Genomic DNA, 22,547 nt, shown 5'->3' on the forward strand with positions numbered 1-22,547 from the left:
GGGGCGTAGCCGCACTTACCGGGCGAGGGCGGTGCGGCGGCGGTGCCGGGCGACGCGCTCGCGGTTGCCGCAGATCTCGCTGGAGCACCAGCGCCGGCGGCGTCCGCGGGAGGTGTCGACGTACACGATCGGGCAGTTGTCGCCCTCGCACTGCCGCAGGCTCGCCCGCGCGACGGGGTCGGTGAGCAGTTCCACGGCGTCCCGGGCGAGGGCGCCGAGCAGCGCCGCGCACTCGGGCGGCCCGGTCAACTCCCTGACCAGCGCGCCGTCCTCGCCGTGGACCGCGCGCGGGGCCGGGGGCGCGACGACGGCGAGGTCGTTGACCCGGGCCAGCGCGAGGTCGTACGGGTGGGTGCCGGGCGCGGACCTGGAGCGGATCAGGCGGCTGGTCTGGCAGCGCAGTTCGCGGAAGCCGGTCAGCCAGGCCGTGTCGGCGTGGGCCAGCGGGGTGCCGGGCGGGACGAGCCCGGAGCCGGTGATCCAGGCGCGCAGCACCTCGATGCGGTCGAGCCGTTCCACGGGATGGGTGGTGGCGATGAGGTCCAGGCAGATCCGCCCGGTGTCGAAGCGCAGCTCGTACGGGTCGGTGGCCGTACCCAGTGCCATGTTCCTGTCACCGCCTAGGGGTTGCCCGGTGGGGCGGGCCGAGAAGGGGAGCAGGTGGACCGCTCCTTCTACAGTGCCTGCCCGCTCCCGTGCCCGGAACCCCTCGTACCGCCTCTGCCTGGACGCCTGCCCGCGGCCCGTGCGCCCGGGCGGTGCGCTTCTGGTCCTCCCGCCTCACCCGTCCGTGTACTTGGCGTCCGTCGCCGGGTCCAGGGCCAGGCGGTAGCCGCGTTTCACCACCGTCTGGATCAGCTTGGGGGCGCCGAGGGACGTACGCAGGCGGGCCATCGCCGTCTCGACGGCGTGTTCGTCGCGGCCGGTGCCCGGCAGTGCCCGCAGCAGTTCCGCCCGGGACACGACCCAGCCCGGCCGCCGGGACAGGGCCCTCAGCAGGGACATGCCGGCGGGCGGCACGGTCCTCAGCTCCCCGTCGATCAGCACCGCGTGCCCGCGGATCTCCAGCCGGTGCCCGGCGACCGGCAGGGCACGCGCGCGGGCCGGCAACTCCTGGCAGAGCAGCTGTACGAGGGGGCCCAGCCGGAAGCGTTCGGGCTGGACCGTGTCGACACCGTGCGCCTGGAGCGGCACCGCGGTGACCGGTCCGACACAGGCGGGCAGCACGTCGTGCCCGAGGGCGGCGAGCAGCTCGGGCAGCAGGCCCCGCTCCTCGGCGCGGGAGAGGAGGGAGGCGGCGGCGGGCGCGCTGGTGAACGTCACCGCGTCCACCCCGCGCGAGACGGCGGCGTCCAGCAGCCGGTCCACGGGGCCGAGGTCCTCCGGCGGCAGCCACCGGTAGACGGGCACGCCGACGACCTCGGCACCGCCCGCCCGCAGCGCCTCCACGAACCCCGGCAGCGGCTCACCGTGCAGCTGCAGGGCGATCCGGCGGCCGTCGACGCCCTCCTCCAGCAGCCGGTCCAGTACCTCGGCCATGGACTCGGAGGCCGGCGACCACTCCTCCGTCAGTCCGGCGGCCCGGACCGCGCCCTTGACCTTGGGCCCGCGCGCGAGCAGCTCCACCGCGCGCAGCCGCTCCAGCAGGGCCTCGCCGAGCCCCCAGCCGTCGGCGGCCTCGACCCACCCCCGGAAGCCGATGGCGGTGGTGGCCACGACGACGTCCGGCGCCTGGTCGATGAGCTGCTTGGTCGCGGCCAGCAGCTCGCTGTCGTCGGCGAGCGGCACGATCCTGATCGCCGGGGCGTGCAGGACGGCGGCACCGCGCCGCTGGAGCAGCGCGCCCAGTTCGTCGGCCCGGCGGGCGGCGGTCACGCCGACGGTGAATCCGGCCAGGGGGCCGTGGTCAGGCCGCTGCTGTTCGTCGTCCATGGCTCGCCGCGCTCCGATCGTTCACACCCACGCTCACACTCACATCCACGTGCATCCTCACGTGGCGACCGAGCCTGTCAACGGTGCGTGACGGGCTCGGTTCGGCTTCATGTCACCAGTGTTACGTCATACCTGGGCGTAGCTGAGCCGGTCCTCCGTCTCCGCCGGGTCCGCCGGGCCGTCCGGCGGCCGTACGGCCGGGCGGCGAAGGTATACCGCCCACGTGACGGCGAAGCAGACGGCGTAGAAGGCGAGGAAGGCCACGAAGGCGCCGGTGCCCGAGCCGACGGAGAGGAAGGACTGCCGGAAGGCGAGGTTGATGGCGACGCCGCCGAGCGCGCCCACCGCGCCGATCAGGCCCATGGAGGCACCGGAGAGCCGCCGCCCGTACGCCACGGCTTCCTCCCCCCTCAGTCCCTTGGCGAGGGCCTGGTTCTGGAAGATGCCGGGAATCATCTTGAACGTCGAGCCGTTGCCGAGCCCGCTGAGCACGAACAGCACCACGAACACGGCGACGAACAGCCCCAGCGACTTCGCCATGCTGGCCGCGACGAGTACGGCGGTGGCGCCGGCCATCGCGACGAAGTTCCACAGCGTGATCCGCGCTCCGCCGTACCGGTCGGCGAGCCTGCCGCCCAGCGGCCGGATCAGGGAGCCGAGCAGCGGGCCGATGAAGGTGAGGTACGCCGCCTGCAGCGGGGTCCGCCCGAACTGCGTCTGCAGCACCTGCCCGAAGGCGAAGCTGTACCCGATGAACGACCCGAACGTCCCGATGTACAGCACGGCCATGATCCAGGTGTGGGCCTCCCGGCAGGCGTCCTTGGCGGCCCCGGTGTCGTTCTTCACGGAGGCGAGGTTGTCCATGAAGCAGGCGGCGAGGACGGCGGCCACCAGGATCAGCGGGATGTAGATGCCGAGCAGCACCCGCGGCCCGCCGCTCGCCCCGATGATCGCGAGCGCGGCCAGCTGGATGACCGGCACGCCGATGTTCCCGCCCCCGGCGTTGAGGCCGAGCGCCCAGCCCTTCCTCCGCAGCGGGAAGAAGGCGTTGATGTTGGTCATGGAGGAGGCGAAGTTGCCGCCGCCGATGCCGGCCAGCAGACCGACGAGGAGGAAGGTCGAGAAGGACGTCCCCGGCTCCATGACCGTGAACGCCGCCACGGTCGGCACGAGCAGCAGCCCGGCGGAGACGATCGTCCAGTTCCGCCCGCCGAAGATCGCGACGGCAAAGGTGTAGGGCACCCGCACGACGGCCCCGACGAGCGTCACCACGGACGTCAGCAGGAACTTGTCGGCCGGCGTCAGCCCGTACTCCGGCCCCATGAAGAGCACCAGCACGGACCACAGCGTCCAGACCGAGAACCCGATGTGCTCGGAGAGGACGGAGAAGAACAGGTTCCGCCGCGCGACCCGCTCCCCCGTCTCCTTCCAGAAGGTCTCGTCCTCCGGATCCCAGTGCTGGATCCAGCGGCCGCCAGGGACTCTCATGACGCCTCCACGGTGCTCCACTACTCGGTCACACCGAAGGTAGGGAGGACGCGTTTCGGGCCGGTGGGGCTGTGGATGACCGGAAGGGAACGTTGCTCTCACCCGGCGCCGGGGCGGGATGAGAGGTCGCAGTCGGGTCTCGCCGTCAGCCCTGCGGCGGCTGGGGCTGCCAGTGGGGAGGCTGCTGCTGCGGGTGGGGCTGGGGCGGGTACGGCTGCTGTGCCTGCGGCGGCTGCTGGGGGTACTGCGGCGGCTGGGGCTGACCGTAGGCCGCCTGGGCCGGGTACGGCTGCGGCTGCGGCTGCGGCTGCGGCTGCGGCTGCGGCTGCGGCTGGGCGTACGGGCCGGGGGCGGGCTGCCCGTAACCACCGGGCGCCCCAGGCGCGGCGTAACCACCGGGCGCCGGACAGCCGTACGGCGGGGCGCCACCAGCCGCGGGACCGCCGCCCCCGAACGGGTTCCCGTGCCCGGGAAGTTGCCCGCCGGGCGCCAGGTACCGCACCCGCCCCGTCTCGTCGGCCACCGGCACGAACCCGGCGGACCGCAGCCGCGCCGCGAACTTGGCGTTGCGCTTGCGGGTGACGAGGAAGCCGACGCCCAGGAGCGCCATGGCACACAGCCAGATGATCGCGGCCACGACGAAGTCGCCGGACGCACCTCCGAAGCGGTAGGCGAGGACCACGCAGCCGATGGTGACACCGAGCGCGCCGTACCCCATCCGCTTCTCGGCGCTCTTGCCGGTGAGGTCGAAGTTGATCCGCGCCTTGAGGAGTTCGAGGGCGTCCGGCACGAGCGGCGGCACCGACACCCCGTCACCGGCGTTCGGGTACTGCGCCCAGTTCTGCGCGGCCCGGCTCCGGGCCTGCGGGCTGGGGTCGGGAACGAGCAGCATCGTGAGCGAGCCGTTGCTCCCGCCGCCCTGCCGCACGTCGGCGTACTCGTACCCGAACCGCTGGGCGACGAAGGCGAGTTTGGCGAGCTTCTTCACGGACGCCATCGGACTGGTGAGCTCGACCGGCTCCCCGCTCGCCATCAGCCGCAGCATCTTCTGCGTCTGGCGCTTACTCATCCCGCCTGTCCCCCTGACCGGCTCACGCCGCCCTGTTCACTTCCGCAACCGGGGCAGTCTCGCACGGGACGCGGCGGCGCCGCACCCGCGCTCACCCGACGTCAGTTCCGACGGGTGGCCGCCCTCGCCCTGGGACGGCTCCCGGCGGAGCGCTTCGTGCCGTTCGGCCACAGGCGCGGCTTGCGCTTCGCCGCCAGGTCCTCGACCCAGCCCACCGCGAGGACCATCAGGCCGATGAGCGGCCAGACGAGGGCGAACATCCATATCGTGTACGCGCTGTCGAGGGCACCGACCGCGCGCTCGCTCTGCATGAAGGGCAGTCGGTAGGCCAGGTCGATGATCGGGACCGTCGCCATGATCAGCAGGTTGTGCCACAGGTAGATGGTGACCGCGCGGTTGTTGGAGAGGGTCACCAGCTTGTCCCACTTGGCCAGCCGGCCCGGGAGTTCCTGCCAGGACGGGGAGTACTGGAGCAGGATCACGACGAACCCGAACGACCAGGTGGCCTGGGCCAGTGGGATGTCGTTGAGGTCCCAGCCGTCGGGGCCCAGGTGGTTCGAGGCCCACCACAGGCCGAAGGCCATGATCAGGGACGCGCAGGAGACGGAGACGTACCGCGGGATCCGCTTCAGCAGGCCCTCGTGGTGGGCGAAGCCCAGGACCCAGCAGCCGCCGTAGACCGCGAAGTCGGTGACCGCGTTGCCCGTCTCGCCGGGAATGGTCACCACGCCCGTGCCGACGATGGCCGTCAGGCCGAGCGGCGCGAGCAGCGTCGGCCAGGGGGCCTTGCGGAACAGCCAGAGCAGCAGCGGGGAGGCGATGACGAACCACAGGTAGGCGCGCAGATACCACAGCGGCCCCGCGGCCTGCACCGCCCAGGTGTCCTCCAGCAGGCCGGACTTGGAGCCGATGTGCCAGGGGTAGGGCGGCGCGCCGATCGGCACGATGTAGTTGAACAGCTCGACCAGGCCCCAGGTGCCCCCGCGGTTCGGGTCGTCCGTCGGGTTCCACCCGTTCATGAACATCATCGCGAGCACGACCGCCGCGAACACCCACATCGGCGGCAGGAGGCGGCGCACGCGTCCGCGGATCACGCCCATCGCCGGACGCTTCAGCGAACGTGCCATCAGCGAACCCGCCAGCGCGAACATCACGCCCATCGACGGGAACACCACCGACAGCCAGGCCCAGCCGAACAGGTGGTACACCACGACGCGGACCAGGGCGATGGAGCGCAGCAGGTCCAGGTACCGGTCGCGGCCCGGCTTCTTGGCGGCCGGGGCGGGGGCGGACTCGGGTGCGGGCTCGGTGACGGGCTCGGGTGCGGGCTCCGTCGTGCGCTGCCGCGGAACGGCGTACGGCGTCCCCGCGGTCCCGTACGGGTCTGCCCCGTACGGAGCTGCCCCGCTCGGGTGCCCCGCGTCCGATTCGGCCCCGTTCGGGTGCCCCGCGTACGGGCTTCCGTACGGGCCGGCCGGCTCCGGGTTCATGCCCGTACCGGTCGTGTATCCGTGGGTCATGCCACGGGCCTCCGATCATCGCTGCCCCGCGAACCCTGGCGCGGCACCGAGCCGCCGGGCGCCCCGACCACGCCGGTGCGCCGGAGCTTCTGCCAGCGCAGCCGGCCGCCGGTGAGCGCGGTGATCCAGGACTGGAGCAGCACTACGTACATGAGCTGGCGGTAGAGGATCTGCTGCAGCGGCAGCGAGATCAGGTGGGTCATGCGTTCGCGGTCGAGACGGAAGGCGTACGCCGCGCAGACCGCCTGGATGGCCAGGACGCCCAGCCACGCCACGATCGTCTTCTGGGTCGGGCCGAAGACGATGCCGTAGAGCAGGAAGACGTCGATCAGCGGGGCCAGCAGCGGGGCCAGGACCATGAACAGGGAGACGAAGGGCAGGCCCACCCGACCGAAGCGGCCCGAGGGGCCCTTCTCGATCACCGCGCGGCGGTGCTTCCAGATGGCCTGCATGGTGCCGTACGACCAGCGGTAGCGCTGGGACCACAGCTGCTGGACGGTCTCCGGGGCCTCGGTCCAGGCGCGGGCGTTCTCGGCGTAGACCACGCGCCAGCCGGCCCGGTGCAGCGCCATGGTGACGTCGGTGTCCTCGGCGAGGGTGTCGTCGCTCATGCCGCCGATCGGTGCCAGCGCCGAACGCCGGAAGGCGCCCACCGCGCCGGGGATGGTCGGCATGCAGCCGAGGATGTCGTACATCCGGCGGTCCAGGTTGAAGCCCATCACGTACTCGATGTGCTGCCAGGCGCCGATGAGGCTGTCCTTGTTGCCGACCTTCGCGTTGCCGGCCACGGCGCCCACCTTCGGGTCGCCGAAGGGCTGGACGAGTTCGCGGACGGTGGACGGTTCGAAGACGGTGTCGCCGTCCATCATCACGACGATGTCGTGACGGGCGTTCGCCAGACCGCGGTTGAGTGCCGCCGGCTTGCCCGCGTTGAGCTGGCGGATCACCCGGACGCCCGGCAGGCCCATCGCCTCGACGATCCGGGCCGTGCCGTCGCTGGAGCCGTCGTCGATGACGATGACCTCGACGGGGTGGTCACTGGCCATCAGGGACAGGACGGTGTTCTCGATGCACTTGGCCTCGTTGTACGCCGGCACCAGCACCGTCACCGGTTCGGTCACCGGCGGGCCCCAGCTAAAGCCCTTGCGGCGGACCCGGCGGGCGTGGACGCCGGAGAGGAGCAGCATCAGCACGAAGCGGCTGATGACCAGGGTCCCGATGATCGCCAGGCCCACCACCAGGCCGTCGGTGATCTTCTCCGAGGCCTGGACGAGGAAGACCCAGGCCTTGCCCTTCCACAGTTCGGCGCCGGTCACCGGGCTCATCGCGCTGGGCGCGTCGAGGGCCTCGGTGAGGTTGTCGAACTCGTAGCCCTTCTTCTGCAGGTCGGGCAGGAACCTGTCCAGCGCCGCGACGGTCTGGCTGCGGTCGCCGCCCGAGTCGTGCATCAGGACGATGGCACCCTCGCCGCCCTTGGGCGTGGCGCGGCGGATGATCTCGTCGACGCCGGGCCGCTGCCAGTCCTCGCTGTCGGTGTTGTTGACGACGGTGATGTAGCCGCGGCTGCCGATGTACTCGGTGACCGGCCAGGACTTGTTGTCCATGGCGTCGGAGAAGGAGGAGTACGGCGGGCGGAAGAGCGAGGTGCGGATGCCCGCCGCGCCGGTGATCGCCAGCTGGTTCTGCGACAGCTCCCAGTCGATGCGCTTCTTGGACTGGAAGGAGAGGTCGGGGTGGTTGAAGGTGTGCAGGCCCACCTCGTGGCCCTCGTCGACCATGCGCTTGACGAGGTCGGGGTAGCGGGAGGCCATGGTGCCGGTGACGAAGAAGACGCCGTGCGCGTCGTGCTTCTTGAGCACGTCCAGCACCCTCGGCGTCCAGGTCGGGTCCGGGCCGTCGTCGAACGTGAGGACCAGGTGGTGGTCGGGCACGCTCAGGCTCTCGGTGCGGCCGCCGCGGACGTCGATGACCGGGCCGCCCTCCAGGATCTTCTCCGGCACCTGGTCGGTGGCGGCGGGCGGCTGGACGCGGTGGTCGGCGAGGATCTCGCTGTGCACGTATCCGCGCAGCATGAGCATCGCCGCCAGGGCGACCAGGACGAGCAGCGGAAGCAGCAGACGCAGGGGCAGGCGGCGGCGCCGGGCGCCCCCACGGGCGCTGCGCGCGGCCCCGTGACGGCGGGTGCGGGATGCCATCAGAGGGTGTTCTCCGGGGACAGGGAAGAGGACGTGAGGGTGGTGTCCGGGCCGGCGGCGACGGGCTCGTCGTCGGGCCCGGCGGCGGAGAGGGGGTCGCTCGCGCCGTTGGCGGCCGTGTCGCCGCCCGGGTCGGTGCCCGTGGTGGGGTCGACGGTGGGCACGGTCGGATCGACCGTGGGATCGCCGCCGCCGGCCGGGGCCGACGGGTCCGTGGTGGCGGGCGGCGGCACCTGCGTCGACTGCGTCGGGTCCGGGTCGGTCGCGCCGCCGCCGCCCGGCTGCGTGCCGGCCCCGGTCTCCGAGGGCTCGGGGTCGACGCTGGTACCGGGCTGCCGCGCGGTGCCCGACGTACCGGGCGCGGGGGCGTCGGCACCCGGCGCCGTGGTCACCCCGGCGCCGGCGGAGGGGCTGACCTGCGGAGCGGCGCTGCCGGTGCCGGAGGGCCGCGCCGATTGCGAGGGCAGCGGGGTGGTGTCGACCTGGCCGGCCGGCTTGCCCTCCTGCTGGCCCTCCACGGGCAGCCAGGGCGCGTTGGAGTTGCCGGACAGCAGCGTGGAGACGATGACGACGGCGTAGACCGCGCAGGCGACGCCGACGGCGATGCCGAGACGGCGGTAGAGGCGGCTGCGGCGTCCGGACGCGTCGACGAAGACGGGTCCGTCGGAGCTCTCCGGGCCGCGCTTGCGGTGCCCCCTGTCGACGCGGCGAAGGACGCCGTCGCCGAGCTGGACGGCGTCGAGCTGGACCGTCACCTCGTGCGGGTCGTGGGTGTGATCGCCGGCGTTCGCGTCGGCGTCGGCGTCCGGGGTGTCCTGCCAGGGGTCGCGCAGGGCGGCGGTGGCGGGGCCGGGCGCGGTCGTGGGGAAGACGCGGGTCGGGGTGGCCGCCGGGGTCGCCGGGGTCGCCGGGAGGATGTCCGTCCTGTCGGCGTCCGGGCCGGTGCCGTTGCGGTCGGTTCCGGGCGGCGCAGTGCCCTCGGGACCCTTACCGGACGGGATCGGGCTGGTCGGGGTCGTCCTGGTCGGGGCCGGGGTCCCCTTGTCCGGGTTCGCCCCGGACGGGTTGGTACCGGACTGGTTGGTACCGCCCCAGGTTATGCGCCCTTGGCCGAGCGGATCGCCGATCCGGCCCTGACGCGTACGGTCCGCGCCCATCGGGCTCCCGCCCACGGGGCTTCCGCCCACCGGGCTCCCGCCTATTCGGCCCCTCCCTATTCGGGAACCGAGGATCTCCGTCTCGGCGGCATCCGACGACGGCCGGGCGGCATTGCGCGGAGCCTCCGCCCCGGCGCCGGCGCCCGCGGGGCCGGAGCTTCCGAACCACCCCGCGCCGGGCCCACCGGGCCCGGCGAACCCGGCGGAACCGTCCGCCTGGGCGGACCGGGTGGGCTGGACGGACGGCGTTCCAGCCGTCGGGGACTGCCCGGCCGTCGGGGACTGCCCGGCCGTCGGGAACTCCCCGTTCACCGGGAAGGCCCGGGTCGCCGGAAACACCTCGGTGGCGTCCGCATCCTGTCTCGCCTCCGGGAGATCACGCATCCCGGACGCGGCCTGGGGCCACTCCGGTTGGGCGTCTTTCTGCCATTTTTTCACGCGCACGCACTTCCCCCCGAGGGACAGTTCCGGGTGCGCGTACGACTCCGAGCACCCGTCGGTCGAACCGGCCCCCACCAGGTTCGAGCGCCCCCTGTACCACACCGTGCTCAGGTCAAGAATGTAGCGCACGCGGAGGATGTGTGGTTCCCGCGTGTCAGTTATGGACGGACATCACAGCGGCGTCGACGGCGGGAATCCACCCTCCGGCGGGCCTGCGGAGCCAGGCTTCCTCGGCCGCGACCTGGGCAGCCGCCCGGCGCAGCGCGTCGAACGCGGGGTGTGCCAGTCCCTTTCGCCAGACAAGTGACACCGGCGACAGCGGCACTGGATCGACGAGCGGGCGAACGACGGTCGACGCCATGGCCGGAAAGCTCACCACGGCGAGGATCGGATTGCGCGTCTTGTCCATGATCCGCTGAAACTCCTCCTCCCCGACGGCCAGCGGAGCGGGTGCCGCCACTTCTATGCCGCGCCCCTCGAACAAGCGGTGCGCGAGGTCGGTCCACTCCGTTGTCCGCGCGTTGCCGGCCCCGGCGTACACGGTCTCGCCGGCGAGTGCGGCGAGCGGCACCCGGGGCAGCCCGGCCAGCGGGTGGTCCTCGGGCAGGACGACCGCCATGGGCTCGTAGCGGACGGGCTGGTGGCCGAGTCCGGCCCGCAGCGCCGGGGCGAGGCCGGCGAACCGGCCGAAGGAGACGTCGAGGCGGCCCGCGAGCAGTTCGGCGGCGGCGTAGGTCAGCCCGCTCTCGTAACGCGCCATCAGCTCCTCCCCGGGCGCCAGCCCGCGGGCGCGCTCCAGCACCAGGCGGCCGGTGACCAGTCCCGGGGAGTTGAGGTCGACCAGCAGCGGGCGGGCCTGTCCGAAGGCGGCGAGGAGGTCGTCCTGGGCCTGGAGGACGCGGCGGGCGTACGGCAGCAGCCGCTCGCCGTCGGCCGTCAGGGTCACGTGCCGGGTGGACCGGACGAACAACTCGGCGCCCAGTTCCCGTTCCAGGCGCCGTACGTCCCTGCTGAGCGCCTGCTGGGCGACGTACAGGCGGGCGGCGGCCCGGGAGAAGTGCAGGTCCTCGGCGACGGTGACGAAACCGCGCAGGAGGCGGGGGTCGAGGTGCACGGGTGCGGGCATCCGGCGAATTTACAACGGGAGTGCGTGAATGGGAACGGAGAAGGTGTTGGACCCCTTGGTCACCCCCGGGCGACGGTAAGCGCATGCCGCAACCGACCTACGAAGAACGCCCGTCCGCCCGGACCCCCTTCCTCACCGTCACCGCCGACGCCCTGGTCGCCGCCGACTTCGGCCCGCGCACCCGGCGCCGGCCGCCCGGCCCGTACCGGCGCCTCCTCGCCCTACCCGGCGCCCGAGCGTTCACGATCGGGAATCTCATGGCGCGGCTGCCCATGGGCATGTTCAGTGTGAGCGCGGTCGTGATGATCGCCGGCACCCGTGGTTCGTACGCCCTCGCCGGCGCCGTCACCGCGACGGGGCTGGCGGCGACGGCGCTGGTCGCCCCGTGGACGGCACGGCTCGTGGACCGGCACGGCCAGGCCCGGGTGGCGATGCCCGCCACCCTGATCGCGGCCCTGGGCTCGCTCGCGCTGCTGCTGTGCGTCCGGTACGACGCGCCCGCCTGGACGCTGTTCGCCGCGTACGCCGCCACCGCCACGACGCCGAACACCGGCGGCATGGCCCGCGCCCGCTGGGCCCACCTGCTGAGGGGCAGGAAGGGCGCCGCCGACGCCCTGCACACCGCGAACTCCTTCGAGCAGGCCGCGGACGAGCTGTGCTTCATGCTCGGGCCGGTCCTCGCGGCCTTCCTGTGCACGGCGTTGTTCCCGGAGGCGGGCACGCTGGTCGGCGTGGTGCTGCTGGTGAGCGGCATGCTGCTGTTCACCGCCCAGCGCTCGACCGAACCGCCGGCCCGGCCGAGCCCGACGGCGAAGGCCCCCTTCCGCGTCCCCGGGATCCCGCCGCTGCTGGTGGTGTGCCTGGCGATGGGCGGGGTGTTCGGGGCCATGGAGGTCGTCACGATCGCGTTCGCGGACGCACAGGGTCATCGTGCGGCGGCCGGGGTGGTCCTCGCGTTGCAGGCTGCCGGTTCCTGCGCGGCGGGTCTGCTGTACGGCGCGATGAAGCCGGCCGGCCCCGCCGAGCACCGTCTGCCGTGGTGTGTCGCGGCGATGACGGCCCTGCTGACGCTGCCGCTGCTCGCGGCGTCCCTCACCGGCTCGCTGCCGCTGCTGGCGCTCACGCTGCTGGTCGCCGGGATGGCGACCGCCCCGACGATGGTCACCACCATGACGCTGGTCCAGCGGCGCACCCCGGAGGGCCGCCTGAACGAGGGCATGACCCTCGCGGTGACCGGCCTGCTCGGCGGCATCGCGTGCGGCAGCGCGGCGGGCGGCTGGACCGTGGAGCACGCCTCCCCCACGGCCGCCTACGGCGTACCGGTCACGGCGGCCGCGGTGGCCCTGCTGCTGGCCCTGGCACCGGCTCGGGGCGCGGCGGGGCCGGCGCGGGCATGACGGCCGTGGTGGAGATGACGGCCGTGGAGATGACGGCCGCGGGCATGACGAAGGCCCCGCCGCGCTGGTGCGGCGGGGCCTTCGCCCACATGGGAACTGTGGAGATGGCGGGAATCGAACCCGCGTCCAACGGTGCGGAACCAGGGCTTCTCCGTGTGCAGTCCGCTTCGATTTTCTCAGCCCCGGAGATCACGCGGACAAGTCTCCGACGGGCTCAGTCACTGTTTGGTTTCCCTCTTCACCCCGTGACCGGGATCAAGGTTTAGTCCCCTAGCTGATGCCAGGATCCGGGTCGGGAACAGCCCCGGGCTGACACTCCCTTAGTAGGAGGCTCGCTTCGCTACCTGAGATCAGGCAGCGAGGGCGAAGGCCTGCTGGGAGGAATCGCGCTTGGTGTTGGCGATTATTTTTTTCGGCCTGTGGTTTACGAGATCATGGCCGCTTCCTCGACACGCTTCCCCTGCTTCGACATCCGCTGTCGAAACCGATCATCCCCATGTTGATTTTTCAATCGCTGCACCCGCGTGGGGTGCGTTCACCATCGTACGTGACCAACGCACGCGGGTGCCAGCCCATTCCCGGGGGGTCAGGCCCGCTGCTTGCGCCGGATCGCCGAGATCGTCCGCTCCGCCTCGCGGCGGTCCTGCTTCTCCCGGAGGGTCTGGCGCTTGTCGTACTCCTTCTTGCCGCGCGCCAGCGCGATCTCGACCTTCGCCCGGCCGTCCTTGAAGTACAGCGCCAGGGGAACGATCGTGTGACCGGTCTCCTGGGACTTCGCCTCCAGCTTGTCGATCTCCACGCGGTGCAGCAGCAGCTTCCGCTTGCGGCGTGCGCTGTGGTTGGTCCAGGTGCCCTGGCTGTACTCGGGCACGTGCACGTTGTGCAGCCACGCCTCGTGTCCGTCCAGCTGCACGAAGCCGTCGGCCAGCGATGCCCGTCCCTGGCGCAGCGACTTCACCTCGGTCCCGGACAGGACCAGCCCGGCCTCGTAGGTGTCGAGGATCTGGTAGTCGTGCCGCGCCTTCTTGTTCTGCGCGATCAGCTTGCGCCCTTTTTCCTTAGCCATAGTGCCGCCCATTTTCGCACTACGGCGGGGGTCCGCGGAAAGCCGATTACGCGGTCGGTCCCAGTCCGCTCAGTACCGTACGGGCCCGCTCCAGGGCGGCCGGGTCCGTCGGGTCGGCCTCCAGGTCGGGCGTGATGCCCGTGCCGTCGACGCCGCGGCCCGAGGGAGTGCGGTAGTGGCCGACGGTCAGCTCGGCCACCGAGCCGTCGGGCAGCCGGCTCGGCATCTGCACCGAGCCCTTGCCGAAGGTGCGCGAGCCCAGGACGACCGCTCGTCCGCGGTCCTGGAGGGCTCCGGTCAGCAGCTCGGCCGCGCTCATCGTGCCGCCGTCGACGAGCGCGACCAGGGGCCTGGCGGTGTCGCCGCCGGCTTCGGCGTGCAGGGCCCGCTGGTCGCCGTCGACGTCGTACGTGGCGACCAGGCCGCCGTCGAGGAAGGCGGAGGCGGCGGTGACGGCCTCGGCGACCAGGCCGCCGGAGTTGCCGCGCAGGTCGAGGACGACCCCGGCACCGGACGGCAACCGCCGCACGGCGCCGCGCACCTGCTCGCCGACGCCCTTGGTGAAGGAGAGGACCGTGACGACCGTGACACCGCCGGGGAGCGTGCGCACGGTCACCGGGTCCGTGGAGAGCCTGGCCCGGCGTACGGTCTCCGTCCACGCGCGCGTGCCGCGTTCCAGGCCGAGCCGGACGGCGGTGCCGGCGGGCTCCTGCTCGGTGTCCCCGCGCAGTATGGAGACGACCTCCGTGACGGGACGCCCGTCGACCCGCTCGCCGTCGACGCTGCGCAGCCGGTCGCCCTCGCGGATCCCGGCACCGGCGGCGGGCGAGCCGGAGCGCACCTTGGTGACCTCGATGCGGCCGTCACGCTCACGGCGCGCGGAGAGCCCGACGCCGGTGTACCGGCCGTCGAGGGCGTCCTCCAACTCCTCGTACTCGCCCCGGGAGTAGACGGCGCCCCAGCGGTCCCCGCTGCGGCTGACGGCGCGCTCGGCGGCCTCCTCGGGGGACTTGCCGTCGGCCATCGCCTCGGCCGCCGCCCGCGCGACATCCGTGTTCTGACCGTGCTGACCTTGCTGACCCGGCTGGCCGGCCGGAAGGGCCGTGTCGGACGCCGGCTTCCGGTCGCCCTCGGAGAACGAGCCGGTGGCCGCTCCGGCGACGAGCACGCTCGCGAACACCAAGGTCAGGGCGGCCCCGTGGCGTACGCGACGGGGCTGACAGAACAGGTCACGACCTGACATGCCGGTGAGTCTAGGACAACGCGAGAGGGCCGCACGGTCGCTTGACCGTTCGGCCCTCTTGGTATGTGTCACACCTTCAGGTACTTGCGCAGCGCGAAGAACGCGGCCAACGCGGGCATCAGCAGACTGGTGGCCAGGATGAGCGGAAGCTTCGTCAGCAGGGCGTCCCAGCCGATGAAGTCGATCAGGGCCAGCTTGTCGGCCAGGGCCAGCCCGTGGTCGATGATGAAGTAGCGCGCGGTCACCAGGAAGCCGCAGGCGACCGCGCCGCCGATGAGCCCGGCGACCGCCGCCTCCATGATGAACGGCGCCTGGATGTAGAAGCCCGAGGCGCCGACCAGCCGCATGATGCCGGTCTCGCGCCGCCGGCTGAACGCCGAGACGCGCACCGTGTTGACGATCAGCATCAGCGCGACGACCAGCATGAGCGCCATCACCGCGCGCGCCGCCCAGTTCATGCCGTTGAGGAGCTCGAAGAGGTTGTCCAGGGTCGCGCGCTGGTCCGCGACGGACTGCACGCCGTCCCGGCCGTCGAAGGCGGTCGCGATGACCTGGTACTTCTCCGGGTCCTTCAGCTTGATCCGGTACGACTCCTGCATCTGGTCCGGCGTGAGCGAGCTGGCCAGCGGCGAGTCGCCGAACTGGTCCTTGTAGTGCTTGTACGCCTCGTCCTGCGACTCGTACGTCACCTTGTCCACCACCGACAGCTCTTCGAGGTCGGCGAGGATCTGCTTCTTCTGGTCCTCGGTCACCGCGCCCTTGGCACAGGCGGGATCGGACTTCGCGTCGCTCTTGTTGCAGAGGTAGACGGTGACGTTGACCTTGTCGTACCAGTAGCCCTTCATGGTGTTGACCTGGTCGCTCATCAGCAGTGAACCGCCGAACAGGGCCAGGGACAGGGCGACGGAGACGATGACGGCGAAGGTCATCGTCAGATTGCGGCGAAGACCGACACCGATCTCCGAGAGCACGAACTGGGCGCGCATGGCGTCTCGTTAAGCCTTTCCGTTCCTCGTCAGTGCTGGTAGCCGTAGACGCCGCGTGCCTGGTCGCGGACGAGGCGGCCCTTCTCCAGCTCGATGACGCGCTTGCGCATCTGGTCCACGATGTTCTGGTCGTGGGTGGCCATGATCACGGTGGTGCCCGTCCGGTTGATGCGGTCGAGCAGCTTCATGATGCCGACGGAGGTCTGCGGGTCGAGGTTGCCGGTGGGTTCGTCGGCGATCAGCAGCTTGGGCCGGTTGACGAAGGCGCGCGCGATGGCGACGCGCTGCTGCTCACCGCCGGACAGCTCGCCCGGCCTGCGGTCCTCCTTGCCGCCGAGCCCGACGAGGTCGAGCACCTGCGGCACGGACTTGCGGATCTCGCCGCGGGACTTGCCGATGACCTCCTGCGCGAAGGCGACGTTCTCGCCGACCGTCTTGTTCGGCAGCAGGCGGAAGTCCTGGAACACCGTCCCCAGCTGGCGCCGCATCTGCGGCACCTTCCAGTTGGACAGGCGGGCGAGGTCCTTGCCCAGAACGTGCACCTGTCCGTGGCTGCACCGCTCCTCGCGGAGGACCAGCCGCAGGAAGGTGGACTTTCCGGAGCCGGAGGACCCCACGAGGAAGACGAACTCGCCCTTCTCGACCTCCAGGGAGACATCCCTGAGGGCTGGGTGGTTCTGTTTGGGGTAGACCTTGGAGACGTTGTCGAATCGGATCACGGATGCACCACGGGTCGCCGGGGGTAGATGTGCGTGACCATACGCGAACCGGGGAGTCGACCGCAGTCACCGGTCGGGGTTGCGTATCAGTTGCGCGTTTTGTCCCTGGAGGGAGGGCGCGCGGGGTCCCTCGGAACCTGGCACAGTGGAAGGGGGAACGTTCGCGTCGGTGCGGGCGTTGTCCTGACGGAGCCGGCGGCAAGGAGGGTGAGCGCATGACGTACGACCGGTTGGTGTGCGCGAACTGCGCGGCACCCGTGAGTGAGGGCAGGTGCCCGGTGTGCCGGGCGAACCGCGAGCGGATGCAGCAGGGGAACTTCTTCGCCGGACTGAATCCGATGACGCTGATCGCACTGCTGGCGGTGCTGGTCGCGGCGGTGGCCCTGCTGGCCCACCAGACCGCCTGACACCCCCCGCGGAGGGCCCCTGCGGGCCCCCGCACACGGTCACGGAAGGGGCCCGGAGCGCGATGTGCGCTCCGGGCCCCTTCGCGTGCGTGCGGGGCGCGTACGCGGTGCGTACGCGTACGGCTACCGTCAGGCAGCCGCGCCGCGGCCGTTCATCATGCGCGGCAGCATACGGAAGCCGATGCCACCGGCGATCATCGTGGCGGCGCCGACCAGCAGGAACGTGGTCTCCGCGGCGCCGGTCTCGGCGAGCTCGTCACCGCTGCCCTGGGCGGCGGTGTCGGAGGCCGGAGCCTCTTCGCCGGTGTCGGTCAGAGCCGAGGAACCCTCGTCCTGGGTGACGTTGTCGTTGCTGCCGCCGTCGGGGGTGGTGTTGTCGCCACCGCCGGTTCCGCCGTTGCCGCCGGTGCCGCCACCCGTGGTCTCCGAGCCGCCGTTGCCACCGGTGCCGCCGCTGTTACCGGTGCCACCGTTGTTGCCGGAGCCGCCGTTGTTGCCGGAACCACCGTTGTTACCGGAGCCGCCGTTGTCGCCGCCCTCGGTGGTGCCCTCGGACGTACCTTCCGAGGTGCCCTCGGTGGTGCCCTCGGACGTGCCCACCGAAGAGCCTTCGGTGGTGCCCTCGGTCGTACCCTCCGTGGTGCCCTCGGAGGTGCCCTCCGTGGTGCCCTCGGACGTACCCTCCGTGGTGCCTTCCGTGGTGCCCTCGGACGTACCTTCCGAGGTGCCCTCGGTGGTGCCCTCGGTCACGCCCACCGAGGCGCCCTCGGTGAGGCCGCCCTCGGTCGTGCCTTCGGTCGTGCCCTCGGTCTCACCCTCGCCGCCTTCGACGCTCACGCCGAGGCCGACGTTGGTGTCGCCGACACCCGCGCTCACGCCGATGTCGAGCGCCGAAGCGGCACCCGCGGCGGTCAGGGAGGCGCCGGCCGCGATCACTGCGCCGGCCGCTATGCGCGCGACACGGATGCGCGTCTTCTTCGTCATGTAGTTGCTACCCCCAGTAGCCGATTAGTCGGTGAGGCCGCACTCGGGGCCGTGATCAACGGGAGGTGGCTGCGCACTGAAGTCCCCCGGTTCACATGCGCCCCGGAAATACGCATGCCGCGCCTCACCCTTACGAATGTTCAAGGCAACGTCAAGGTCGTTGCGTACGCGATGTCCAGGTAAGGGACGTATGCCGGACACAAAGGGTGTGAGTGTGATGCAAAACCCAGACATCACCGGCGGAGAGGGGGCCAGACAAAAGGCAACCGCCGCCGGAAGGACGGCAGTTGCCTTGTCGACAAAGCGGCGTCACCGCTTCGCGCTACTTCTCCTGCTGCTTGCGCCAGCGAATTCCGGCCTCCAGGAAACCGTCGATCTCGCCGTTGAACACGGCCTCGGGGTTGCCCACTTCGTGCTCGGTGCGCAGGTCCTTGACCATCTGGTACGGGTGCAGCACGTACGAACGCATCTGGTTGCCCCAGGAGTTGCCCCCGTCGCCCTTGAGGGCGTCCATCTTGGCCTGCTCCTCCTGGCGGCGCCGCTCCAGGAGCTTGGCCTGGAGGACGTTCATCGCGGTGGCCTTGTTCTGGATCTGGGAGCGCTCGTTCTGGCAGGAGACCACGATGCCGGTGGGGAGGTGGGTGAGCCGCACCGCGGAGTCGGTGGTGTTGACGCCCTGGCCGCCGGGACCGGACGAGCGGTACACGTCCACCCGCAGCTCGGACTCGTCGATCTCGATGTGGTCGGTCTGCTCGACCACGGGGAGGATCTCGACCCCCGCGAAGGAGGTCTGCCGGCGCCCCTGGTTGTCGAAGGGCGAGATGCGCACCAGGCGGTGCGTGCCCTGCTCGACGGAGAGGGTGCCGTAGGCGTACGGCGACTGCACGGCGAAGGTGGTCGACTTGATGCCGGCCTCCTCCGCGTACGACGTCTCGTAGATCTCGGTCTTGTAGCCGCGCTGCTCGGCCCAGCGCAGGTACATGCGCTGGAGCTTCTCGGCGAAGTCGGCGGCGTCCACGCCACCGGCCTCGGCGCGGATGTTGACGAGCGCCTCACGGGAGTCGTACTCACCCGAGAGCAGCGTGCGGACCTCCATCTCGTCCAGCGCCTTCTTGACGGCCGTGAGCTCGGACTCGGCCTCGGCGCGGGTGTCCGGGTCGTCCTCCTCCTCGGCCATCTCGAAGAGCACGCCGAGATCGTCGATCCGGCCGCGCAGGGCCTCGGCCTTCCGCACCTCGGCCTGGAGGTGGGAGAGCTTGCTGGTGATCTTCTGCGCCGCCTCCGGGTCGTCCCAGAGGGACGGCGCGGCCGCCTGCTCCTCGAGCACGGCGATGTCTGCCCTCAGCCTGTCGAGGTCCAGGACGGCCTCGATCGACTCCATGGTCGAGGAGAGGGACTTCAGCTCTTCGGATACATCGACGACTGCCACGCATCCAGCGTAACGGCTCCGTCCACCGGTATTCGCCGGGCCGTCACGGCGGCGACGGCCGCGGCGCGACCGGCCCGGCGCAGAGCCTCGCGGCGAGCCTCACGGAGAGGCCGGTGCCGAGTTCCGCGTGTCCTGGGGCCCCGCACCGCCCTCGTCACCGCCCGTGGCCAGCCACGTACCGACGCCGACCGCCGCCACCAGGGCGACCGCGCCCGCGCCCAGCGCCAGCCGGCGGCGCCGCGCGGCGGCGCGGTTGCGGGCCGAGCCGGGGCGCGGGGCGCCGGACGCGCGCGGGGCCCGGGCGGTGCCGCGGGCGCCGCCGGCCAGCTCGTCGGGGGCCGGTACGCGCATGGAGGTGTGCGTGTCGCGGTTGGAGTCGGCCGGCTTCGCCCCCGGCACCAGGGGCACGGCTCCCCGGCGGCGTACCGGCTCCCCGGCGGGCGCGGTCGACGCCGGTGGCTCCTCGGGCGCGTCCTCCTCCTGCTCCGCGTCGGGCTCGTCCACGTCCAGCGGGCCCATCCCGGCCAGCATCGGAAGCAGCTCGCGCAGCCGGGCGCCCAGCTCGGAGGCGCGCAGCCGGGAGGCCGGCGCCTTGGCCAGGCACTGCACGAGCAGCTGCCACAGCTCGTCCGGGATGCCGGGGAGGGGGACGACCCGCTCGGTCACATGGCGGCGCAGCACCGCGCCGGGATGGCCCCCGCCGAACGGCGTGAAGCCCGCCAGCAGCTCGTACAGGACCGTGGCCAGCGCGTAGATGTCCACCGCCGCGCGCGGGGGAAGACCCTCGACGATCTCCGGGGCCAGGTAGTCCGGCGTGCCAATGATCTTCGTGGCACGGGTGCGCCGCGGGGTGTCGATGAGCTTGGCCACCCCGAAGTCCGTCAGGAGCGCCGGGTGCGAGCCGCCGGGGCCGAGCGGGCCCTGCATGTCGAGCAGCACGTTCTCCGGCTTGACGTCGCGGTGCACGACCCCGGCGGCGTGCGCGGCGGCCAGGCCGTCGGCGACGTCGGCGACGACGGCCACCGCGGCCTCGGGTGCCAGGCGCCGCTCCCGGTCGAGGCGGGTGCGCAGATCCGTACCGCGGACCAGGTCCATGACGAGCGCGAGGTCGTTGCCGTCGACCACCAGGTCGCGCACGGAGACGACGTGGGGGTGCTCCAGGCCGAGCAGGGCGGTGCGCTCCTGCACGAAGCGCGAGACGAGCTCCTGGTCGGACGCCAGGTCCTCACGCAGCAGCTTGATCGCGACGGGTCCCTCGGGACCCTCGCCCAGCCACACCGTGCCGGCACTGCCCCGACCGAGGATCTGGTGGGCGGTGTACCGGCTGCCGATCTTCCGTGCCAAGACTGCTCCTACCGACGCGTGTTGCGCTAAAAGTACGCGTCCGAGGAGCCAACCTTCACAGCGGAGGCGGAAATCACCCGCCGGATGTCGACAAATCTCCAGGCTCGTCGTCGGACTCGGCGGCGACGCGGTCCGCCGGCGGCTCAGCCGCCGGACGAGGTCCCGCCGCCCGAGCCGCTGTCGCCGCCCAGTTCGCCGAACCAGTCGGTCACGGTGGTGAACCAGTCGCTGAGCTGCTCCCAGTAGCCCTTGCCCGTACCGATCCAGTCCTGCAGCGGGCTCAGCTCCCAGATGAGCCAGCCGGCCACGAACAGGATGACGAGCGTGAACAGGCATCCCTTGAGGCAGCCGAGCCCGGGGATCCGCATGGGGTTGGCACCGCGCTGCCTGGGCGGCCTGGGCTCACGCCGGGGCGGCTGGGGCTCGGGCGTGGGCGGCGGGGCGTAGCGCTGCGGCTGGGGCCGGGGCGCCTGCTGGGGCTGCTGAGGCTGCGGGGTGGCGTAGCGCTGCGGCTGCTGCTGCGGATAGCCGTAGCCGGGCTGCTGGGGCGGCGGACCCTGCGGGCTCTGGCGGGGCTGCCGCTGCGGGCGGGAGACCTGCCGCTGGGGGCGGCGGCGCAGCGGGTCCTGGTCCGGGTCGAGGTACTGGACCTGCGTCTGTTCGTTGCGGTCGCGGGCGGCGCGCAGCTGGTTCTGCCAGGGGTGCGGGTCGTCGGGCCCACCGGGCTGCCCGCCCTGGCCCTGCCCCGGTCCGCCCGGCTGTCCCGGCGGCACCGGCGGCATGACGGCGGTCGGGTCGGCCGCGCCGCGGTTCGGGAGTACGGCGGTGGGGTCGGCGGCGCCCGAGGCGTTGCCGGTGTGCGGCAGGACGCTGGTCGCGCCGTTCGGGTCGTAGGCGCCGTTCGGGTTCCGCGGGAGGACCTGCGTCGGGTCCGCGCCGCCGGGGGCGCCCGGTACCCGCGCGGGCGCCGGGTCGGGGGCGAGGAGCACGCCGACGTTCTCGGCGGCGCCGATCTGCGCGCTGCTCGAATGCACGCCGATGCCGTCGGCGACGACGCGCAGGCCGCGGGCGAGGTTCTCGGCGCTGGGGCGGTCGTCGGGGTTCTTGCGCAGGCAGCGCTCGATGACCGTCCACAGCGGGTCGGGGACGGTGGAGGGGCGCCGCGGTTCGGCGCTCAGGTGCTGGTGCAGCACCTCCAGCGCGGAGCCCCCGCCGAACGGGGGACGGCCGGTGACCAGCTCGTACAGCAGGATGCCGGCGCCGTACACGTCGACGGCGGAGGTCTGCGGGCGGCCCTCGGCGGACTCCGGCGCCACGTACGCGGGCGTGCCGACGAACTCGTGGGTGCGGGTGAGGCCGGGTGAGTCGGCGAGGCGGGCGATGCCGAAGTCGGTGAGCATCGGGTGCATCTCGCCGTCGGTCTGCTTCAGCAGGACGTTGGCCGGCTTCAAATCGCGGTGGACGACGCCGTCGGTGTGGCTGGCGGCGAGGGCGTCGGCGATCTGAGCGGTGAGCAGCGCCGCGGCGACCGGGGTGAAGGGCCCGTTCTCGCGCAGGTAGCGGTGCAGGTCGGGACCGTCGACGAGGTCCATGACGAGCGCCAGCAGCTCGCCCTCGACGACCAGGTCGCGGACCCGGACGATGTTGGGGTGGGTCAGCCGGAGCAGGACGGAGCGCTCCCGCAGGAAGCGCATCACGATGTCGGGATCGCTCGCGAGCTCCTCCTTGAGGACCTTGATCGCGACGGTCTCGCCGGGCTGTCCGGCCACGGCCGCCTCGGCGCCCGCGGTCTCCCGCTGGCGGGCCCGCCAGACGGTGCCCGTCGCGCCGCGACCGAGGGGCTCCTCGAGGAGGTACTTGCTGCCTACCGGCCGCACGTCATGCGCTCCCTGTTGCTTGCTGGCTGTTCCGACCCACTGTAGTGCCGTGCTCCCGGCACCGGGCTGTCGTCGTTCTGTGGGGTTCCCAAAGGTCCGCAGGTACGTCTTACGTTCCGCGTCCGGTACCCGTTCAGGTGCATGTTCGAAGGAAAGACGCTCGGTCC

Annotated in this window: 18 protein-coding genes and 1 other RNA gene; 2 read left to right on the forward strand and 17 right to left on the reverse strand. The window is 72.0% G+C overall.

What is annotated here, in order from left to right:
• Nucleotides 1-15 precede the first annotated feature (15 nt).
• The 8 genes from ACIQ6R_RS07705 to ACIQ6R_RS07740 all read right to left on the reverse strand — a co-directional run bounded on the left by ACIQ6R_RS07705 (nt 16) and on the right by ACIQ6R_RS07740 (nt 10,928).
• On the reverse strand, nt 16-606 hold the full coding sequence (locus tag ACIQ6R_RS07705; RefSeq protein WP_404219536.1) for a CGNR zinc finger domain-containing protein: 591 nt from the start codon (nt 604-606) through the stop codon (nt 16-18).
• Between the two features lie 174 nt (nt 607-780).
• Entirely contained in the window at nt 781-1,932 is a 1,152-nt protein-coding gene (locus ACIQ6R_RS07710; protein ID WP_404219538.1) for a uroporphyrinogen-III synthase, read from the reverse strand.
• Nucleotides 1,933-2,058: 126 nt separating this feature from the next.
• Entirely contained in the window at nt 2,059-3,420 is a 1,362-nt protein-coding gene (locus ACIQ6R_RS07715) for a nitrate/nitrite transporter (RefSeq protein ID WP_404219540.1), read from the reverse strand.
• 145 nt (nt 3,421-3,565) lie between these two features.
• On the reverse strand, nt 3,566-4,489 hold the full coding sequence (locus ACIQ6R_RS07720; RefSeq protein WP_404219542.1) for a hypothetical protein: 924 nt from the start codon (nt 4,487-4,489) through the stop codon (nt 3,566-3,568).
• Between the two features lie 101 nt (nt 4,490-4,590).
• Entirely contained in the window at nt 4,591-6,009 is a 1,419-nt protein-coding gene (locus ACIQ6R_RS07725) for an acyltransferase (protein ID WP_404219544.1), read from the reverse strand.
• Nucleotides 6,006-8,204, reverse strand: coding sequence for a glycosyltransferase (locus ACIQ6R_RS07730; protein WP_404176855.1), 2,199 nt, complete (start codon nt 8,202-8,204; stop codon nt 6,006-6,008). The genes ACIQ6R_RS07725 and ACIQ6R_RS07730 overlap by 4 nt, the downstream gene beginning before the upstream one ends.
• Nucleotides 8,204-9,361, reverse strand: coding sequence for a hypothetical protein (locus tag ACIQ6R_RS07735; protein WP_404219546.1), 1,158 nt, complete (start codon nt 9,359-9,361; stop codon nt 8,204-8,206). The genes ACIQ6R_RS07730 and ACIQ6R_RS07735 overlap by 1 nt, the downstream gene beginning before the upstream one ends.
• Before the next feature lie 595 nt (nt 9,362-9,956).
• Nucleotides 9,957-10,928, reverse strand: coding sequence for a LysR family transcriptional regulator (locus ACIQ6R_RS07740; protein WP_404219548.1), 972 nt, complete (start codon nt 10,926-10,928; stop codon nt 9,957-9,959).
• A gap of 83 nt (nt 10,929-11,011) precedes the next feature.
• Here ACIQ6R_RS07740 and ACIQ6R_RS07745 point away from each other — a divergent pair, with 83 nt between their 5' ends.
• The gene (locus tag ACIQ6R_RS07745; protein WP_404219550.1) at nt 11,012-12,325 is read left to right on the forward strand and encodes an MFS transporter; all 1,314 of its coding nucleotides are present in this window, start codon (nt 11,012-11,014) and stop codon (nt 12,323-12,325) included.
• A 96-nt stretch (nt 12,326-12,421) separates the two neighbouring features.
• Here the strand turns inward: ACIQ6R_RS07745 and ssrA are convergent.
• From ssrA to ftsE, 5 genes are all read right to left on the reverse strand, one after another.
• Nucleotides 12,422-12,821: a transfer-messenger RNA gene (gene ssrA / locus ACIQ6R_RS07750) on the reverse strand.
• Between the two features lie 90 nt (nt 12,822-12,911).
• The gene (gene smpB, locus ACIQ6R_RS07755; protein WP_073723717.1) at nt 12,912-13,391 is read right to left on the reverse strand and encodes an SsrA-binding protein SmpB; all 480 of its coding nucleotides are present in this window, start codon (nt 13,389-13,391) and stop codon (nt 12,912-12,914) included.
• 46 nt (nt 13,392-13,437) lie between these two features.
• Nucleotides 13,438-14,634 (reverse strand): S41 family peptidase, encoded by a 1,197-nt coding sequence (locus ACIQ6R_RS07760; protein WP_404219552.1) that lies wholly within the window; start codon nt 14,632-14,634, stop codon nt 13,438-13,440.
• 68 nt (nt 14,635-14,702) lie between these two features.
• A complete protein-coding gene (gene ftsX, locus ACIQ6R_RS07765) occupies nt 14,703-15,620 on the reverse strand; it encodes a permease-like cell division protein FtsX (RefSeq protein WP_121747257.1) in 918 nt (305 codons plus the stop codon).
• A 29-nt stretch (nt 15,621-15,649) separates the two neighbouring features.
• Entirely contained in the window at nt 15,650-16,339 is a 690-nt protein-coding gene (ftsE, locus tag ACIQ6R_RS07770) for a cell division ATP-binding protein FtsE (RefSeq protein WP_053131878.1), read from the reverse strand.
• Nucleotides 16,340-16,554: 215 nt separating this feature from the next.
• On the opposite strand from ftsE, the gene ACIQ6R_RS07775 reads away from it, so the two are divergent.
• Nucleotides 16,555-16,746: a hypothetical protein gene (locus ACIQ6R_RS07775; RefSeq protein ID WP_386310142.1), complete on the forward strand. Its 192-nt coding sequence runs from the start codon at nt 16,555-16,557 to the stop codon at nt 16,744-16,746.
• A gap of 129 nt (nt 16,747-16,875) precedes the next feature.
• On the opposite strand, the gene ACIQ6R_RS07780 is transcribed toward ACIQ6R_RS07775, so the two are convergent.
• The 4 genes from ACIQ6R_RS07780 to ACIQ6R_RS07795 all read right to left on the reverse strand — a co-directional run bounded on the left by ACIQ6R_RS07780 (nt 16,876) and on the right by ACIQ6R_RS07795 (nt 22,380).
• A complete protein-coding gene (locus ACIQ6R_RS07780; RefSeq protein WP_404219554.1) occupies nt 16,876-17,730 on the reverse strand; it encodes a hypothetical protein in 855 nt (284 codons plus the stop codon).
• Nucleotides 17,731-18,052: 322 nt separating this feature from the next.
• Entirely contained in the window at nt 18,053-19,159 is a 1,107-nt protein-coding gene (gene prfB, locus ACIQ6R_RS07785; RefSeq protein WP_376675732.1) for a peptide chain release factor 2, read from the reverse strand.
• A gap of 99 nt (nt 19,160-19,258) precedes the next feature.
• Nucleotides 19,259-20,503 carry a serine/threonine-protein kinase gene (locus ACIQ6R_RS07790; protein WP_404176836.1) on the reverse strand — a complete coding sequence of 415 codons (1,245 nt, stop codon included), beginning with the start codon at nt 20,501-20,503 and terminating at the stop codon, nt 19,259-19,261.
• A 143-nt stretch (nt 20,504-20,646) separates the two neighbouring features.
• A complete protein-coding gene (locus ACIQ6R_RS07795) occupies nt 20,647-22,380 on the reverse strand; it encodes a serine/threonine-protein kinase (RefSeq protein ID WP_404219556.1) in 1,734 nt (577 codons plus the stop codon).
• Between the last annotated feature and the right edge of the window lie 167 nt (nt 22,381-22,547).

The organism is Streptomyces sp. NPDC096048 (assembly GCF_044763415.1).
In the GTDB taxonomy this organism is placed as follows: domain Bacteria; phylum Actinomycetota; class Actinomycetes; order Streptomycetales; family Streptomycetaceae; genus Streptomyces.

Bases quoted from the DNA above. Each gene is read 5' to 3' on its own strand.
- ACIQ6R_RS07710 (WP_404219538.1), bottom strand. From the start codon at position 1,932: ATGGACGACGAACAGCAGCGGCCTGACCACGGCCCCCTGGCCGGATTC.
- smpB (WP_073723717.1), bottom strand. From the start codon at position 13,391: ATGGCTAAGGAAAAAGGGCGCAAGCTGATCGCGCAGAACAAGAAGGCG.
- ACIQ6R_RS07775 (WP_386310142.1), top strand. From the start codon at position 16,555: ATGACGTACGACCGGTTGGTGTGCGCGAACTGCGCGGCACCCGTGAGT.
- ACIQ6R_RS07740 (WP_404219548.1), bottom strand. From the start codon at position 10,928: ATGCCCGCACCCGTGCACCTCGACCCCCGCCTCCTGCGCGGTTTCGTC.
- ACIQ6R_RS07730 (WP_404176855.1), bottom strand. From the start codon at position 8,204: ATGGCATCCCGCACCCGCCGTCACGGGGCCGCGCGCAGCGCCCGTGGG.
- ACIQ6R_RS07705 (WP_404219536.1), bottom strand. From the start codon at position 606: ATGGCACTGGGTACGGCCACCGACCCGTACGAGCTGCGCTTCGACACC.
- ACIQ6R_RS07745 (WP_404219550.1), top strand. From the start codon at position 11,012: ATGCCGCAACCGACCTACGAAGAACGCCCGTCCGCCCGGACCCCCTTC.
- ACIQ6R_RS07760 (WP_404219552.1), bottom strand. From the start codon at position 14,634: ATGTCAGGTCGTGACCTGTTCTGTCAGCCCCGTCGCGTACGCCACGGG.
- ACIQ6R_RS07725 (WP_404219544.1), bottom strand. From the start codon at position 6,009: ATGACCCACGGATACACGACCGGTACGGGCATGAACCCGGAGCCGGCC.
- ACIQ6R_RS07735 (WP_404219546.1), bottom strand. From the start codon at position 9,361: ATGGGCGCGGACCGTACGCGTCAGGGCCGGATCGGCGATCCGCTCGGC.
- ACIQ6R_RS07720 (WP_404219542.1), bottom strand. From the start codon at position 4,489: ATGAGTAAGCGCCAGACGCAGAAGATGCTGCGGCTGATGGCGAGCGGG.
- ACIQ6R_RS07715 (WP_404219540.1), bottom strand. From the start codon at position 3,420: ATGAGAGTCCCTGGCGGCCGCTGGATCCAGCACTGGGATCCGGAGGAC.
- ftsX (WP_121747257.1), bottom strand. From the start codon at position 15,620: ATGCGCGCCCAGTTCGTGCTCTCGGAGATCGGTGTCGGTCTTCGCCGC.
- ACIQ6R_RS07780 (WP_404219554.1), bottom strand. From the start codon at position 17,730: ATGACGAAGAAGACGCGCATCCGTGTCGCGCGCATAGCGGCCGGCGCA.